Source organism: Allobosea sp. FBZP-16, from assembly GCF_002831785.1.
In the GTDB taxonomy this organism is placed as follows: domain Bacteria; phylum Pseudomonadota; class Alphaproteobacteria; order Rhizobiales; family Beijerinckiaceae; genus Allobosea; species Allobosea lupini.
Genome location: NZ_LNCQ01000014.1, coordinates 36663 through 51573 on the forward strand (window position 1 = coordinate 36663; position 14911 = coordinate 51573).

Sequence of the window (14911 nt, forward strand, 5' to 3'; positions counted from 1 at the left end):
TCGCAAGGGATGCGTCGCCCCACAGCCATGCTAGGCTCGCCTCTGGTATGGTAGTATACCAACCTCGCCGCAGCCGAGCCCGGCAGGAGCAGCATGATCGATATCCGCATCACCCCCGATAAGAACGAGCTCGGCCGGCAGGCCGCCGCGCTCGGCGCCGAGGCGATCCGCGTCGCCATCGCCCGCCATGGCGAGGCGACGATCATCGTCGCCACCGGCGCGAGCCAGTTCGAGATGCTGCAGAACCTCGTTGTGGCCGAAGGCATCGACTGGTCGAAGGTCACCGCCTTCCATCTCGACGAATATGTCGGCCTGCCCGAGAGCCATCCGGCGAGCTTCCGCGGCTATCTGAAAGAGCGTTTCCTCGCTCCGCTCCCCGTCAAGCCGGCCTTCGTTCCGGTCAATGGCGAGGGCGATCCCGCCGCCGAGACGAAGCGCCTCAATGCACTGATCGGCGGGCGCCGCATCGATCTCTGCTTCGCCGGCTTCGGCGAGAACTGCCATCTCGCCTTCAACGACCCGCCGGCCGATTTCGAGACCGAGGAGCCCTACATCGTCGTCACGCTCGACGAGGCCTGCCGCAACCAGCAATTCGGCGAAGGCTGGTTCGAAAGCCTCGAAGCGGTACCGGAGCAGGCGATCTCGATGAGCATCCGCCAGATCCTGAAGAGCGAGCTGATCGTGCTGTCGGTGCCGGATGCGCGTAAGGCGCAGGCAGTGAAGGATGCGCTCGAAGGCGAGGTCACCCCGCTCCATCCGGCCTCGATCCTGCAGCGCCATCCCACTACCGTGCTGTTCCTCGATCCGCCGGCCGCCTCGCTGCTGAAGACGAGCTGAGGCTGAGATGCCGACCTCGCCCGGTCTCGTCGATCTCCAGATCAACGGTTTCGCCGGCGTCGACTTCAACGACCCGGCGATCACTCCTGCCGATCTCGACCGGGCGCTGGAGGCGATGCTCGCGACCGGCGTGACGCAGTGCCTGCCGACGATCATCACCGCCCATCCGCACGAGCTGGTCGAGCGTTTTCAGGCGTTGGACAAAGCCGTCGCCGAGAGCCGGCTCGGGCCCCTGATGTGCCCGGGCTATCATCTCGAAGGCCCGTTCCTGAACCCGGCGCCGGGCTACCATGGCTGCCATCCGCCGCAGGCGATGACCGCGGCGAGGCCCGAGCTGATCGCCGAGGTCGAGCGTGGCCTGTCGCGGCCGATCCTGATGGTGACGCTCGCCCCCGAGCGCGAGGGCGCCATCAGGCTGACGAAGAGCCTGGCCGAGGCCGGCAAGATCGTCGCCGTCGGGCATTCAGCGGCCGATTTCGATCAGGTCTCTGCTGCGGCCGATGTAGGCCTGTCGCTCTCGACCCATCTCGGCAATGGCCTGCCGCAGAGCTTGCACAAGCTCGCCAATCCGATCTTCGCCCAGCTCGCCGAGGACCGATTGATGGCCGGCTTCATCGCCGACGGCATCCATGTCCATCCGAAGGCGCTCGCTGCGCTGATCCGGGCCAAGGGCCTAGAGCGCTCGATTCTGGTCACCGATGCGGTGGTCGCGGCCGCGGCGCCGATCGGCCGCTATCATTTCGCCGGCATGGCGGTCGATCGCATGCCGGATGGCTCGGTGCGGCAGGAGGCGGGCCTGCTCGCCGGCTCGGCCCTCTGCCTGGATGAAGCCGTCCGCAATGTCGTCTCCTGGGGCATCGCGACACCCGCTCAGGCCTTCGCCATGGCCTCCGACCATGCGCTTGCCGCGATCCGGCCGGCGCTCGCGGCGCATGGCCTCGTGCTTGCGGAGGGCGAGGTCGAGTGGTCGGATGAGCTTTTCATCAGGCGCGTCCGCCTCGCCGACCAGGAACGCCACTACGACGCATGAGCGCCGCCGAACGGCGCGACAACAAGAGGGGAAGGCAATGACCAAGTATCCTGAGGGTATCGACCGCCGCACCGTGCTCGGCGGTCTCGGCGCACTCGCAGCGAGCGGGCCGGCGCTCGCCGCTTCGCCGCCGCTGCCGACGAGCCCGGTCGTGATCAGCGTCATGGATGTCGGCGGCGCGCTGGCGCTGATGCAGAAGGCTTTCGAGGACTACCGCACCGCCAATCCCAAGCTGGTCTCGCGCATCGCCTTCGTGAAGGCCCCTGCCCCCGAGCTCGCCAGCAAGCTCAAGGCCCAGCAGGATGCCGGCAAGGTCGATCTCGACCTGATCCTCACCGGCAGCGACGGCCTCGCCGCCGGCCTCGAGCAGAAGCTCTGGCAGAAGATCCTGCCCGACTTTGCCGACAAGTTCCCGAACATCGAGGCCAATTACGAGCCGGCCGCGCTCAACCTGCACAAGGCGCAGGGCGACGGCTTCGGCGTCGTCGTCAACTACTACCCCTCCGGCCCGCTGCTCGAATACATGCCGGACCGGGTCAAGAACGTCCCGACCACGGCCGAGGAATTGCTCGCCTGGGCCAAGGCCAATCCGAACAAGTTCATGTATGCCCGCCCGACCAATTCCGGCCCGGGCCGCACCTTCATGATGGGACTGCCCTACCTCCTCGGCGACAAGGACCCGCAGGACCCGGTCGGCGGCTGGGACAAGACCTGGGCCTATCTGCAGGAGCTCGGCCAGTACATCGAGTACTATCCGGCCGGCACAGGCGCGACGATGAAGGAGTTCGGCGACGGCTCGCGCGACATCATCATCTCGACCACCGGCTGGGACATCAATCCCCGCGCGCTCGGCATCGTGCCGAAGGAAGCCAGGATTCAGACGCTGAAGGGTTTCCACTGGGTCTCGGACGCCTTCTTCATGTGCGTGCCCAAGGGCCTGCCCAATGACCGGCTCGCCGTCGTGCTCGACATCATGGCGCATGTGCTGACGCCGAAGATGCAGGCTTATTCCTATGACGAGGGCTATCTCTATCCCGGCCCGGCGGTGAAGAACGTGCCGCTCTCGCTGGCGCCGGAATCGAGTCAGAAGGTCATCGCCGAGTTCGGCCGGCCGGAATATGCCGATCTCATCGCCAACAACCCGATCGAACTGCCGCTGAAGCCCGACAAGATGGTGGTCGCCTTCCGCAAGTGGGACGAGCTGGTGGGGGCGAAGCGGGCGAAGTGAAGCTCCGCGCAAAACCCCTCTCCCGAATGGGAGAGGGGCAGGGGTGAGGGACCGCCGCCGATTGTAAAGGCACTACGGTTCCGTTGCGCCCCCTGCCGACAAGGCAGGCCCTCATCCGGCGCTCCGCGCCACCTTCTCCCATCCGGGAGAAGGAAGAGGCGTCGCGGCCGGCATCAATGCCGATTGACTTCCCCGCCCCCCTGCGCTTTTCATCGCCGCAGAGCGCGTGGGGCGCCACCAGTCCGCGGCAAGGGAGCCTGCTCCCACCCATATCCAGGCGACGACATCGCATCATCGCTTTCTTCCGGCCTGTCGAGCGGACATCAGGCTGATCCCGGAAGGAAGACCCATGTCTGACGCGACCCGCGAACTCACGCCCCGTTCGACCCTCGAAACGATCCGCCGCCAGGCCAAGCGCTGGCTGAAGGAGATCGAGGCCGGCGATGCAGAGGCCATTGTCCGCTTCCGCAAGCTGATCCCAAACCATGCCGCCGTGCCGAAGCTGCGCGAGGTCCAGCATGCCCTCGCCTGCGACTACGGGCAGGCGAACTGGGCGGCGCTGAAACAGGAACTCATCGCGCGCGAGGCCGCGGCGCGCGGCCATGCCGCGCTCGTCGCGCTGTTCCTGGAGAAGTCGGCGCTGCGCTATGGCGTCAAGCCCGGCACGCAACGCTGGGGCGAATACGAAGCCGACCGGCCGGCGCGCGGCGGGTTGGCGCAGCGCCTGCTCGAACGCCATCCCGAGATCGCTCGTGACAGCGTCCACGCCGCCGTCGCCGCGCATGATCTCGCTGCCGTCAGCGCCTGGCTCAGCAAGGATGCCAAGCTCGCGGACAGGCCTAGCGAGTTCGACGGCTGGACGCCGCTCGTCCGCCTCGCCTTCACGCGGCTGCCGAACGAAGCGCAGTCGCACAACGCCGTCGCGATCGCGCAGCTCCTGCTCGACCATGGCGCCGATCCGAACGCGCTGTTCAGCGACGGCACCAACCACTTCACGCCGCTCACCGGCGTCATCGGCGGCGGCGAGAACAACCAGCCGCCGCATCCGCAGGCCGAAGCACTGGCGCGGCTGCTGATCGCGCGCGGCGCCGACCCCTTGAATGGCCAGGCGCTCTACAATTCCTCGCTCGGCGCCGACGACGTCACCTGGCTCGACCTGCTCTGGAGCGAGACGGAGAAGCGCGGCGAGACCCGGCGCTGGCATGAGCCCGTCCGCGAACTGCCGGCGCCGCCGCTCGACTACCTGCTCGGCAACGCCGTACCGCGCCAGCCGAAGCGGGCCGCCTGGCTCCTCGCCCATGGCGCCAATGCGCAGGCGCTCAACGCCTACTCGAAACAGAGCCTGGTCAAGCAGGCCATGCTTGACGGCCGCAGCGATCTCGTTCGCCTGCTCGTCGACAATGGCGCCAGCCCGGTCGAGCTCGATGGACAGGAGGCCTTCACCGCTGCGGTCGCACGCGGCGATGAGGCCGAAGCGCGCCGGCTGCTCACGGGCAATCAGGAGTTCCTGCTCAGCCCGGCGCCGCTCTTCGTCGCGATCCGGCAGGGCAAGTCGGAGATCGCAGCTCTTGCCTTGCGCCTCGGCGTCTCGCCGGATGCCGGGACGCAGGACGGCGTTCGCGCCTTGCATGAGGCGGCGGGGAGCGATGCGATCGAGATCGTCGCGCTCCTGGTCGAGTCGGGCGCCGAGATCGATCCGATCGAGCGCCGCTATGGCTCGACGCCGCTCGGCTGGGCGCGTCATCAGGGCGCCAGCGCCGCGCAGATCTATCTGGCCTCACGCAGCCACGACATCGAAGCTCTGTGCGAGGCCTCCGAGATCGAGCGGCTGGAGGCGCTCTTTGCAGAGGAACCGGCACTCGCCAATGCGCCGGCGCGCTTGGGCGAGGCGCCGCTGTTCTGCCTGCCCGACGACGACACCAGCGCCTGCGATCTCGTCGAATTCTTACTCGCGGCGGGGGCCGATCCGACGGTGCGCAATGCGGAAGGGCTGATGCCGGCGCAGGTCGCGCACAAGCGGGGGCTGCTAGATGCCGCAGCGCTGCTGGCAGCTCCCCTTCTCCCCTCGGGGAAGAAGGTGGCAGCGCGAAGCGCTGACGGATGAGGGAAGGGCTGCGCAAGCGGCCCTCTCTCGTCAACCCAGTCGGCCCGCCCTCATCCCCCTGCCGGGACCTTCTCCCCCGAGGGGAGAAGGAAGCTAAGCCGCCTCGAGCCCGAACTGGAGCGCAGCGAGGCGCGCATAGAGCCCGCCCTTGGCGACGAGGGCGGCGTGCGTGCCCTCCTCGACCACGCGCCCGTCTTCCATCACCAGGATGCGGTCGGCGGAGAGGATCGTCGCAAGGCGGTGAGCCACGACCAAAGTCGTGCGCCCCTGCATCAGGCGGTCGAGTGCATCCTGCACGGCGCGCTCGCTTTCCGAATCGAGCGCCGAGGTCGCTTCGTCGAGCAGCAGGATCGGCGCATCCTTCAGCACGGCCCGCGCGATGGCCAGGCGCTGGCGCTGGCCGCCGGACAAGGTGACGCCGCGCTCGCCGATGATGGTGTCGTAGCCCTCGGGCAACGCCCGGATGAAGCCGTCGGCGGCGGCGAGTTGTGCCGCGTCCTCGATCTCGGCCCGGCTCGCTCCGGGACGGCCATAGGCGATGTTGTCGGCGACGGAGACGCCGAACACGGTCGGCTCCTGCGGCACCAGCGCAAAGCGGCTGCGCCAGTCGGTCGGGTCGGCCTCCGGCCCGGCGACGCCGTCGACGACGACGCGGCCGGCGAAGGGATCGTAGAAGCGCAGCGCCAATTGCAGAACCGTGCTCTTGCCGGCGCCGGACGGACCGACCAGCGCGACCCGCTCGCCCGGCTTGATCGCCAGATCGAGATCGGCGAGCGCGAGGTTGCTGCGGCCGGGATAGCGGAAGGAGACGCCTTCGAAGGACAGCGCGCCGACCGGCGGTGTCGGCAACGCCTTCGGGTGCGGCGGCGCGGCGATCGCCGGCTTGGTCGCGAGGATCTCACCGAGCCGTCCGGCCGCGCCGGCGGCAGCCGAGATGTCGCCATAGACCTCCGAGAGCTGGCCGAGCGAGCTTGCCGCCAGCACGGCGTAGAGTACGAACTGCGACAGGCGCCCACCGCTCATCCGCCCGGCGAAGACCTCGGTCGCGCCGACCCAGAGCACCAGCACGACGCTGGCCGAGACCAGGAAGATCGCGATGCCGGAGAGCCAGGCGCGCGAGCGCGTCGCATCGCGCGAGGCCTCATAAGCACCGTCCGAAGCCCCCTGGAAACGCTGCGTCGTCGCGCGCTCGGCGCCGAAGGACTGCATGGTCCGGATCGCGCCGATCGCCTCCGAGGCGAAGGCGGAGGCATCGGCGAGCCGGTCCTGCGCGGCGCGGGCGCGCTTGCGCACGCTGCGGCCGGAGAAGACCAGCGGCAGCACGACGAGCGGGATCGCGCCGATCACGATCGCCGAGAGCTGCGGGCTGGTCGCGACCATCAGCGCCAGAGCGCCGAGGAACATGATGCCGTTGCGCAAGGCGATCGAGGCGGTCGAGGCGAAGGTCGACTTGATCTGCGTGGTATCGGCGGTCAGGCGCGAGACCAGGTCGCCGGCCCGGCTGGCGTCGAAGAAGGCCGGCTCGAGCTTGGTCAGATGGGCGAAGACGTCGGAGCGCAATTGCGAGACGACACGTTCGCCCACAGTCATCACCAGATAGAAGCGAAACGAGCTCGCCAGCGCCAGAACGGCGACGACGCCGATCAGGATCGCGAAATAAGAGTTCGCCAGCTGCTGCTCACCGCCGGAAAAGCCGACATCGATGACACGCCGGACCGCCATGGGTAGCGCGAGAGTCGCGACCGAGGCGACGATCAACGCGACCAGCGCGAAGGCGATCCGCTGCTTCTGCGCCAGTGCATAGGGCCAGAACGAGCGCAGCGCGCTGAAATCCGGCCGCGCCTTCTGGTCTTCCTTGATCTCGTTCGCCACGCTTACCTATCCCGAAAAGCTTGCACCGTCGCCGCGGCTGCGCTATGGGCAGCCCACTTCACAACAGGCTCATACGAATTGTTCGAAGAGCCGGCGATGCGCGCCGAGTTCCGGCCGCCAGCTTTTCGAATTGAGGATTTCGCCATGAAGACCGGCATTCATCCCGACTACCACACCATCAAGGTCGTCATGACCGATGGCACCGAATACTTCACGCGTTCGACGCTGGGCAAGGAGGGCGACACCCTCAACCTCGACATCGACCCGAAGACCCACCCGGCCTGGACCGGCGGCACCCAGCACATGCTGGACCGTGGCGGCCGCGTCTCGCGCTTCAACTCGCGTTTCGGCGCGCTGGGCACCCTCGGCAAGAAGTAATTTGTGTTTTCCGGGCCTTCTGGCCCGAGAGCCAAATAGAGAAGCCCGGCCTCGCGGCCGGGCTTTTTGCATTGGCGGCGACGATACGCCGCGGTCAGACTTGCCGTCGTTCTCGAGCGAAGCGCAGCGCAGACCCGAGAATCCTATAACGAGAAGGCTCTATCGGAGCCCCCTCCGGCCTGAGATGCTCGGCGCAAGCCTGAGCATGACGCGCCCTTCTCAGCGCAGCAGGCCGAGCCGGGCCTGCAGGCTCTCGATCTGGCCGCGCACCGGATTTGCCGGCGCGGGGCGGACAGCGCCCGACATCTGCTGGTCGAGATTGCGGATACGCTCCTGCAGGCGGATCGAGTGGGCCACGAGATCGCGCAGGCGCTGCGGCAGACGCGCCGCCTCGGCGCTGCTCGGCTGCAGCATCGGCTCAGCGATACGCACCTTGTTGTGCTCGCTGCGCGCCTGCTCGGCGCTCATCTCTCCCTCGGCGACGGCGCGCTGCACCAGCAGCCAGGAGGCGATCTGCATCAGCCGCGTCGTCAGGCGCATGCTCTCGGTCGCATAGGTCAGCGAGACCTCGCGCTGCAGAGCGGCCGATTCGGCCCGCCCCTCGCCGTCGAGGTAGGAGGCGGTGGCCTCGACCAAACCCATCCCCTCGCGGAACAGCTGCATGAACGCCTCGGACTTGACGAAGCTGCGCGCAAACGGGATCGCGCCATCGTCGGCCTCGGGCCTCAGCATCGTCAAATCGGTCATCCCATGTCTCCAATCGGCACAGTGGCGCGCGATCGAGGGACGCGACGCCGGACTGGCCGGGACATCGCAAGGATAACGCCATCACTCTGTCGGCGCCGCGGTAACGTATCATTAAGGTTAACGGTGCGATGGTCCGGCCCGGCGACGCCTTGCCCTGCCCGAGAATCCGGGCACCAGACCAAAAAAAGAGCCGCCTTGAGGGCGGCTCGAAGGTCAACAGGGAGGCGTCAAACAGAGTGGGCAGGAGCCACTCGACATCCAGACAAACTGGATGATGCGATTCATACTTTGGAATCGTTAAGCGACCGTTAACGCCGCCCGAAAACGCGACAAATTCGAACGATCCTGACGCATTGCAGAACCTCAGCGCGTCACCGTCAGCTTCAGGCCGAAGCGCTCGCTGACGAAGCGCTCGCCGAGCGAATAGCGATAGGTCCCTCCCAGGCTGACGCTGGGCGCGATCTCGCGCCGGATCTCGATGCTGTGGCCGCCGAGCACCGTGACCGGTGCCTGCATGGTCACAATGGTCTGCGGCCAACGGAGCTGGAAAGCGGCGAGCGGCTTGCCGCCATCCTCGCGCAGCCCGATCCTGGCAGTGTCCTCGACGGCTGATGGCGGGTGCTGCGGCGAGCAAGGCCGTGGCGAGTGCGACGAAGCGCATCGTCTTGTCTCCTGTCGCAAGGCGGGCACGCGATCGGGGACGGCACCCAGCCGTCTCTCCGCGCGTTTCCACCTGCTGTCATTGTCGGAAGCGACCCCGGCCGCGACATTGCGTCGGCAAGGGCGGGCGGCATTCGGCCGCCTTCTGTCCACGTCCTCAGGATAGGCGTTTCGACCCGCACCGCGAAGATGAATATCCGTTCATCTGCTGGCGCATCTTGTCGCGTGGCAGGAAGGACTCAATCTCGCACAAATTGCTGCCCAACCGACCAACCCTGTTGACCGCCGCGGTTTCGCCTCAGGCCTTCTTGAAGAAGGCGTCGGCTGCGGAACGCGAGGCCGATTTTTTCTCACGCGCTTCCTTCAGCCGCTCGATCTCCGCTTCCAGAAGCGTGATCCGCTCGCTGAGTTCGGCGACCGCGAGTTGCGACAGGTCCTGCCCGATCTCATGGGCCCGCTTCGGCGCCGGGCGATCGTCGTCGAGAAATCCAGCCATCATAGCCTCGCCTTGCATCCTCGGAGCGCGGGAGCTTAATCGGACGCGAACGCCGAGACCACAGGCGAGGAGACACTGCATGACTGCCCTGCCCGCGATGATGACCGCCATCGGCTTCGATGCCCCCGGCGGCCCGGATGTGCTCAAAGCCCAGCAGCGCCCGGTGCCGCAGCCCGGTCCCGGCGAGCTCCTCGTCCATGTCGCGGTCGCCGGCGTCAACCGGCCGGATGTGCTGCAGCGCCTCGGCGGCTATGCCCCGCCGCCCGGCGCGTCCGACATCCCCGGGCTGGAGATCGCCGGCCGGATCGTCGCGCTCGGCGAAGGCGTCTCGCGCTACCAGGTCGGCGATCAGGTCTGCGCGCTCGTCGCCGGCGGCGGCTATGCGCAATATGCCGTGGTCCATGAGGACAATGCCCTGCCGATTCCGTCCGGGCTGTCGCTGGAGGAGGCCGGCGCCCTCCCGGAGACCTATTTCACCGTCTGGACCAATGTCTTCCAGCGCGGCGGGCTGAAGAAGGGCGAGAGCTTCATGGTGCATGGCGGCACTTCGGGTATTGGCACCACCGCGATCCAGCTCGCCAAGGCTTTTGGCGCGACCGTGCTGGCGACCGCGGGATCGGACGAAAAATGCGCCGCCTGCCGTGACCTCGGCGCCGACCACGCCATCAACTACCGCACCGAGGATTTCGTCGCAGCGGCGAAGGCCGCAACCGGCGGACGCGGCGTCGACCTGGTCCTCGATATGGTCGGCGGCGATTATATCAACCGCAATTACGACGCCGCCGCGGAGAGCGGCCGCATCGTCCAGATCGCCTTCCTCAACGGGCCCAAGGCCGAGGTCGATTTCCGCCGCCTGATGATGAAGCGGCTGACCCATACCGGCTCGACCCTGCGCCCGCGCAGCATTGCCGAGAAGGCGGGAATCGCGCGCGAGCTGGAAGCGAAGGTCTGGCCGCTGCTGACCGAAGGGCGCTGCAAGCCGGTGATCCACGCCCGCTTCCCGCTGGCACAGGCCGCAGAAGCCCACCGGCTGATGGAGAGCAACGCCCATATCGGCAAGATCGTGCTGACGATCTGAGCGATCGGATTGATTGGACAGCCTTCCCGGCTTTGCCTATAAGGCGGCCTATCCTCCTCATCGTCGATGATTTGGATGACCGGCCGGGGCGGCCGGTCGGCGCCCGAGAGCTATTGCCCGCGACATTCCAGGAGACGGCCCGTGTCACAAACGCCGCTGATGCCGAAAGCCACTGCGGTCTGGCTGGTCGAGAACACCTCGCTGACCTTCGAGCAGATCGCCGAGTTCTGCAAACTGCATCCGCTCGAAGTCCGTGGCATCGCCGATGGCGAAGTCGCCGCCGGCATCAAGGGCCTCGACCCGATCACCTCCGGCCAGCTCACCCGCGAGGAGCTCGAGCGCGCCGCCAAGAACCCGGCGCACCAGCTCAAGCTCGCCGAGCGCAAGGTCAAGGTGCCGGAGATCAAGCGCACCAAGGGCCCGCGCTATACCCCGGTCTCGAAGCGCCAGGACCGCCCGAACGCGATCCTCTGGCTGCTGCGCAACCATCCCGAGCTCAAGGACGCGCAGATCATCCGCCTGATCGGCACGACCAAAACGACGATCGCCCAGATTCGCGACCGCACGCACTGGAACACCCAGCAGCTGCAGCCGATCGACCCGGTCAGCCTCGGCCTGACCTCGCAGATCGACCTCGACTTCGAAGTGGCCCGCGCCGCCAAGGAGCGTCCGGCCATGGTCCTGCAGAACACCGGCTCGACCCTGCTCCCGGCCGAGGAGACCACCGCGCCCGAGCCGGCGCCGTCCTCGCAGCCCTTCGCCGACATGAGCCGGCCGAAGCGCCAGGACGAGGAGAAGATCGACGTCGATTCGGTCTTCGCCAAGCTGAAGCAGCTCAAGCGCCCGGCTGACGACGAGGATGACGACGGCGGCTACTGAGTCCGGCCGGCCGGATTAGGATCGGAGGCGAGCGACGATGACGACGGACCTCGCCTTCACCTTTCTCGGCAGCGGCGCACCGCCCGTCAGCCTGCGCCGCGCCGGCCCTGCCCATCTGGTCGAGGCGGGCGGCAGCAAGCTTCTGATCGATTGCGGCTCGGGCGTCAGCCAGCGCCTCGTCGCCGCCGGCCATGCCGGGGCGCAGATCGACGCGCTGATCGTCACCCATGAGCATTCCGACCATCTGGTCGATTTCTACCAGCTGATCGTCTCGTCCTGGCATCAGGGCCGCAAGCGGCCCTGGCGCGTGCTCGCGCCCGAGCCGGCGCTCGCCAATATGCGCGGCCAGTACGAGGCCTTCGCCCGCGAGCGCGCCTTGCGCATCGCCTTCGAGAAGCGCCCGGACGCGACCGGCCTGGAGGTCGTGTTCGAGGAACTGCGGGAAGGCCCGGTAGCGGGACTTGGCGACCTCGCAGTCGAAGCCTTCCTGGTCGATCACAAGCCGGTCGAACCGGCCTTCGGGCTCAGCCTCTCGGCCAATGGCAGCCGCATCGTCTTCTCCGGCGACACCCGCCTGACGCCATCGCTCGAACAGGCCGCTGATGGCTGCGATCTCCTGGTCTGCGAGGTCTTCATCGACAGCCAGATGCCGGTGACCGCCGGTGTGCGTTCGGCCGAAACGGTTGCGTCGGTGCAGAGCTATCACATGACCCCGGCGGTCGTGGCCGGCCTCGCCCGGCGCGCCGGCGTCAAGGCGCTGGCGCTGACCCATCTCGTCCCGCCGGGGGCCGACACCGCGGCGCTCTTCGCCGAAGTCCGGGCCGGCGGCTATGCCGGACCGCTGGTCGTCGGCGAGGACCTGATGCGGCTGGAATTGCCGGCGCGGCTGCTGCGCTGGAACGGCGCCGCGATCGGGTTCTGAGCTTAGCCCAGCCCCCTGCCCTTCAGCGCGGTCCCGATCTCGCCCAGCACAGCCGGATCCTCGATCGTCGCCGGCATCGCATACTCCTCGCCGTCGGCGATCTTCTTCATCGTCGCGCGCAGGATCTTGCCCGAGCGCGTCTTCGGCAGACGCGCCACGGTGATCGCCAGCTTGAAGGCGGCGACGGGACCGATCTTGTCACGCACCAGCCCGACCAGCTCCTTCTCGACCTCGGCCGGCGACTGCGTCACCCCCGCCTTCATCACGACGAAGCCGCAGGGCTGCTCGCCCTTGAGCGCGTCCCTGATGCCGACCACTGCGCATTCCGCCACGGCCGGATGCGAGGCCAGCACCTCCTCCATGCCGCCGGTCGAGAGCCGGTGGCCGGCGACGTTGATGATGTCGTCGGTGCGGCCCATAATGAAGACATAGCCGTCCTCGTCGATGAAGCCGGCATCGGACGTATTGTAGAAGCCGGGATAGGTCTCGAGATAGGCGCTGCGGAAGCGCTCGTCGTCCTGCCACAGCGTCGGCAATGCGCCGGGGGGCAGCGGCAGCTTCGCCACGATCGCACCCATCGTTCCCGCCGGCACCGGCCGGCCGCCCTCGTCGAGGCACTGGATGTCGTAGCCCGGCAACGGCACGCTCGGCGAGCCGTGCTTGATCGGCAGCAATCCCAGTCCCACCGGGTTGCCGACCATGCAGGCGCCGGTCTCGGTCTGCCACCAATGGTCGACCACGGGCACTCCGAGCACATCCTCTGCCCATTTCAGCGTATCGGGATCGGCCCGCTCGCCGGCGAGGAAGAGCGTGCGGAACTGCGAAAGGTCGTAATTCTTGAGATAGGTCGCCTGCGGATCCTCCTTGCGGATCGCCCGGAAGGCGGTCGGGGCGGTGAACATCGCCACCGCCTTGTGCTCGGCGATCACCCGCCAGAACGCGCCGGGATCGGGCGTGCCGACCGGCTTGCCCTCGTAGAGGATTGAGGTCGCGCCCTGGATCAGCGGGCCGTAGACGATATAGCTGTGGCCGACGACCCAGCCGACATCGGAGGCGGTGAACATCACCTCGCCGGGCCTGACGTCGTAGAGCTGGGTCATGGTCGCGACCAGCATGACCATGTGCCCGCCATTGTCGCGGACCACGCCCTTGGGCCTGCCGGTGGTGCCGGAAGTGTAGAGCACATAGAGCGGGTCGGTCGCGGCGACCTCGACGCAGTCGGCCTTGCGGCCGTTTGCCCGCGCAGCGGCGACGAGCGTGCGCCAGTTCTTGTCGCGGCTGACATGCATGGAGGCGTCGACCTGCGGCCGCTGCAAGACGATGCAGGCATTTGGCTTATGCGTCGCGAGATCGATCGCCGCGTCGAGCAGCGGCTTGTATTCGACCACGCGCGTCGGCTCGATGCCGCAGGTCGCGGTCATGATCAGCTTCGGCGTCGCGTCGAAGAGACTGTCGATGATGTCGTCGAACACCGCCATACGCACCGCGTTTCGGCCTCGAACGTTACGCTGGAGTCTTTAGCGGCAGGTAAAATCGGGTCGTCGAAAACGGCATGAACCTTCTGCCGACCGTTGTTCACCTCAAGGTGCGGCAGCCCAGGCGCCGACACGCGCGAGGAAGCGATCCGCGGCATCCAGCTCGGCTATCGCGATCCACTCGTTCGGCTGGTGTGCCTGCGCGATCGAGCCGGGACCGCAGACCAGGGCCGGGATGCCCGCCTGCTGGAAGAAGCCGGCTTCGGTCCCGAACGGCATCGCAAGCGGCGGCCACAGCCCGCCGAGCTCGCGCGCCACCGCTACAGCCGGACTAACCACTGCACAATCGAGCGGCAGCACCCGCGCCAACGGCATCGTCTCGACACTCACACCCGGAGGCAGTCCCGCCACGAAACCCTCCATCTCGGCCAGGACGAAGCCAACGGCAGTTTCGTCGGGCGGCCGGAACTCCCAGACGACCTCGCAGCGTTCGGGAACGATGTTGATGGCGCTGCCGCCGGTAATCCTGCCGACATTGACGGTGGTCAGCGCCCGGCCATCTTGCTTCCCGAAGCCGGCGAGCGCTGCGACGAATGCCGCCGCCGGCTCGATCGCGCTGGCGCCGCGGCGCGGGTCACTCGAATGGGCGGCGCGGCCATGGAAAACGCTGCGATAGCCGTAGAAGCCGCGATGGCTGAGCCCGATGCGCATCTGTGTCGGCTCGCCGATGATGGCGCGTGCCGGGCGCGGGCAATGCGCCAGCATGTCGGCGATCAGCGAGGGCACGCCAAGGCAGCCGACCTCCTCGTCATAGGACAGAGCCAGATGGATCGGCCGCCGCAGCTCCCGGGCCCGCCAGCCGGGAACGGCTGCGAGACAGGCCGCGACGAAGCCTTTCATGTCGACGGTGCCGCGGCCGTGCAGTCGCCCGTCCCGGCTCGCGAGCGAGAACGGGTCGCTCACCCAGTCCTGGTCGTCGACCGGAACGACATCGGTATGCCCGGAGAGGACGATGCCGCCCCGCGCATCCGGCCCGATCGTCGCCAGGATGTTGGCCTTCTCGCCCGACGTGTCGCTGGTCAGGCGTATCCGCGCGCCCGCACCTTCCAGATAGTCAGCGGCCCAGTGGACCAGGTCGAGATTGGAGCGCCGCGATGTCGTGTCGAAGGCGACGAGCCTGCGCAGGATCTCGGCGGTATCCATGT

At 67.6% G+C, this 14911-nt stretch carries 14 protein-coding genes; 8 read left to right on the forward strand and 6 right to left on the reverse strand.

Going from position 1 to position 14911, the window contains the following annotated elements; genetic code table 11:
• Window positions 1-93 precede the first annotated feature (93 nt).
• The 4 genes from CXY91_RS04340 (at window position 94) to CXY91_RS04355 (ending at window position 5199) form a co-directional block, all read left to right on the forward strand.
• On the forward strand, window positions 94-837 hold the full coding sequence (locus CXY91_RS04340; RefSeq protein WP_100959440.1) for a glucosamine-6-phosphate deaminase: 744 nt from the start codon (window positions 94-96) through the stop codon (window positions 835-837).
• Window positions 838-844: 7 nt separating this feature from the next.
• The gene (locus CXY91_RS04345; RefSeq protein ID WP_100959441.1) at window positions 845-1867 is read left to right on the forward strand and encodes an N-acetylglucosamine-6-phosphate deacetylase; all 1023 of its coding nucleotides are present in this window, start codon (window positions 845-847) and stop codon (window positions 1865-1867) included.
• A 37-nt stretch (window positions 1868-1904) separates the two neighbouring features.
• Window positions 1905-3095 carry an ABC transporter substrate-binding protein gene (locus CXY91_RS04350; RefSeq protein ID WP_100959442.1) on the forward strand — a complete coding sequence of 397 codons (1191 nt, stop codon included), beginning with the start codon at window positions 1905-1907 and terminating at the stop codon, window positions 3093-3095.
• A 349-nt stretch (window positions 3096-3444) separates the two neighbouring features.
• Complete coding sequence (locus tag CXY91_RS04355; protein WP_100959443.1) at window positions 3445-5199, forward strand: ankyrin repeat domain-containing protein; 1755 nt, start codon at window positions 3445-3447, stop codon at window positions 5197-5199.
• Window positions 5200-5292: 93 nt separating this feature from the next.
• Here CXY91_RS04355 and CXY91_RS04360 read toward each other — a convergent pair whose 3' ends face one another.
• The gene (locus tag CXY91_RS04360; RefSeq protein ID WP_100959444.1) at window positions 5293-7071 is read right to left on the reverse strand and encodes an ABC transporter transmembrane domain-containing protein; all 1779 of its coding nucleotides are present in this window, start codon (window positions 7069-7071) and stop codon (window positions 5293-5295) included.
• 144 nt (window positions 7072-7215) lie between these two features.
• Between CXY91_RS04360 and rpmE the strand changes: the two genes are divergently transcribed.
• Window positions 7216-7449 (forward strand): 50S ribosomal protein L31, encoded by a 234-nt coding sequence (rpmE, locus tag CXY91_RS04365; protein WP_091839422.1) that lies wholly within the window; start codon window positions 7216-7218, stop codon window positions 7447-7449.
• A gap of 219 nt (window positions 7450-7668) precedes the next feature.
• Here the strand turns inward: rpmE and rcdA are convergent, their stop codons facing one another.
• The 3 genes from rcdA to CXY91_RS04375 all read right to left on the reverse strand — a co-directional run bounded on the left by rcdA (window position 7669) and on the right by CXY91_RS04375 (window position 9352).
• Window positions 7669-8196 carry a protease adaptor protein RcdA gene (rcdA, locus tag CXY91_RS04370; RefSeq protein WP_091838862.1) on the reverse strand — a complete coding sequence of 176 codons (528 nt, stop codon included), beginning with the start codon at window positions 8194-8196 and terminating at the stop codon, window positions 7669-7671.
• A gap of 363 nt (window positions 8197-8559) precedes the next feature.
• Window positions 8560-8718, reverse strand: a complete 159-nt coding sequence (locus CXY91_RS30010) for a hypothetical protein (protein ID WP_158673259.1) — start codon at window positions 8716-8718, stop codon at window positions 8560-8562.
• Between the two features lie 436 nt (window positions 8719-9154).
• A complete protein-coding gene (locus tag CXY91_RS04375; RefSeq protein ID WP_091839418.1) occupies window positions 9155-9352 on the reverse strand; it encodes a DUF1192 domain-containing protein in 198 nt (65 codons plus the stop codon).
• A gap of 79 nt (window positions 9353-9431) precedes the next feature.
• Here CXY91_RS04375 and CXY91_RS04380 point away from each other — a divergent pair, with 79 nt between their 5' ends.
• The 3 genes from CXY91_RS04380 to CXY91_RS04390 all read left to right on the forward strand — a co-directional run bounded on the left by CXY91_RS04380 (window position 9432) and on the right by CXY91_RS04390 (window position 12231).
• Complete coding sequence (locus tag CXY91_RS04380; RefSeq protein ID WP_100959445.1) at window positions 9432-10430, forward strand: NAD(P)H-quinone oxidoreductase; 999 nt, start codon at window positions 9432-9434, stop codon at window positions 10428-10430.
• Between the two features lie 141 nt (window positions 10431-10571).
• A complete protein-coding gene (locus CXY91_RS04385; protein WP_091838848.1) occupies window positions 10572-11309 on the forward strand; it encodes a DUF1013 domain-containing protein in 738 nt (245 codons plus the stop codon).
• A 37-nt stretch (window positions 11310-11346) separates the two neighbouring features.
• Complete coding sequence (locus CXY91_RS04390; protein WP_100959446.1) at window positions 11347-12231, forward strand: MBL fold metallo-hydrolase; 885 nt, start codon at window positions 11347-11349, stop codon at window positions 12229-12231.
• 2 nt (window positions 12232-12233) lie between these two features.
• Here CXY91_RS04390 and CXY91_RS04395 read toward each other — a convergent pair whose 3' ends face one another.
• The gene (locus CXY91_RS04395) at window positions 12234-13709 is read right to left on the reverse strand and encodes an AMP-binding protein (RefSeq protein ID WP_100959447.1); all 1476 of its coding nucleotides are present in this window, start codon (window positions 13707-13709) and stop codon (window positions 12234-12236) included.
• 102 nt (window positions 13710-13811) lie between these two features.
• Window positions 13812-14909 carry an acetylornithine deacetylase gene (gene argE, locus CXY91_RS04400; RefSeq protein ID WP_100959448.1) on the reverse strand — a complete coding sequence of 366 codons (1098 nt, stop codon included), beginning with the start codon at window positions 14907-14909 and terminating at the stop codon, window positions 13812-13814.
• Window positions 14910-14911: the final 2 nt, after the last annotated feature.

Bases quoted from the DNA above. Each gene is read 5' to 3' on its own strand.
- CXY91_RS04375 (WP_091839418.1), bottom strand. From the start codon at position 9,352: ATGGCTGGATTTCTCGACGACGATCGCCCGGCGCCGAAGCGGGCCCAT.
- CXY91_RS04350 (WP_100959442.1), top strand. From the start codon at position 1,905: ATGACCAAGTATCCTGAGGGTATCGACCGCCGCACCGTGCTCGGCGGT.
- CXY91_RS04390 (WP_100959446.1), top strand. From the start codon at position 11,347: ATGACGACGGACCTCGCCTTCACCTTTCTCGGCAGCGGCGCACCGCCC.
- CXY91_RS04345 (WP_100959441.1), top strand. From the start codon at position 845: ATGCCGACCTCGCCCGGTCTCGTCGATCTCCAGATCAACGGTTTCGCC.
- CXY91_RS04395 (WP_100959447.1), bottom strand. From the start codon at position 13,709: ATGGCGGTGTTCGACGACATCATCGACAGTCTCTTCGACGCGACGCCG.
- argE (WP_100959448.1), bottom strand. From the start codon at position 14,909: ATGGATACCGCCGAGATCCTGCGCAGGCTCGTCGCCTTCGACACGACA.
- CXY91_RS04355 (WP_100959443.1), top strand. From the start codon at position 3,445: ATGTCTGACGCGACCCGCGAACTCACGCCCCGTTCGACCCTCGAAACG.
- rpmE (WP_091839422.1), top strand. From the start codon at position 7,216: ATGAAGACCGGCATTCATCCCGACTACCACACCATCAAGGTCGTCATG.
- CXY91_RS04340 (WP_100959440.1), top strand. From the start codon at position 94: ATGATCGATATCCGCATCACCCCCGATAAGAACGAGCTCGGCCGGCAG.
- CXY91_RS04380 (WP_100959445.1), top strand. From the start codon at position 9,432: ATGACTGCCCTGCCCGCGATGATGACCGCCATCGGCTTCGATGCCCCC.
- rcdA (WP_091838862.1), bottom strand. From the start codon at position 8,196: ATGACCGATTTGACGATGCTGAGGCCCGAGGCCGACGATGGCGCGATC.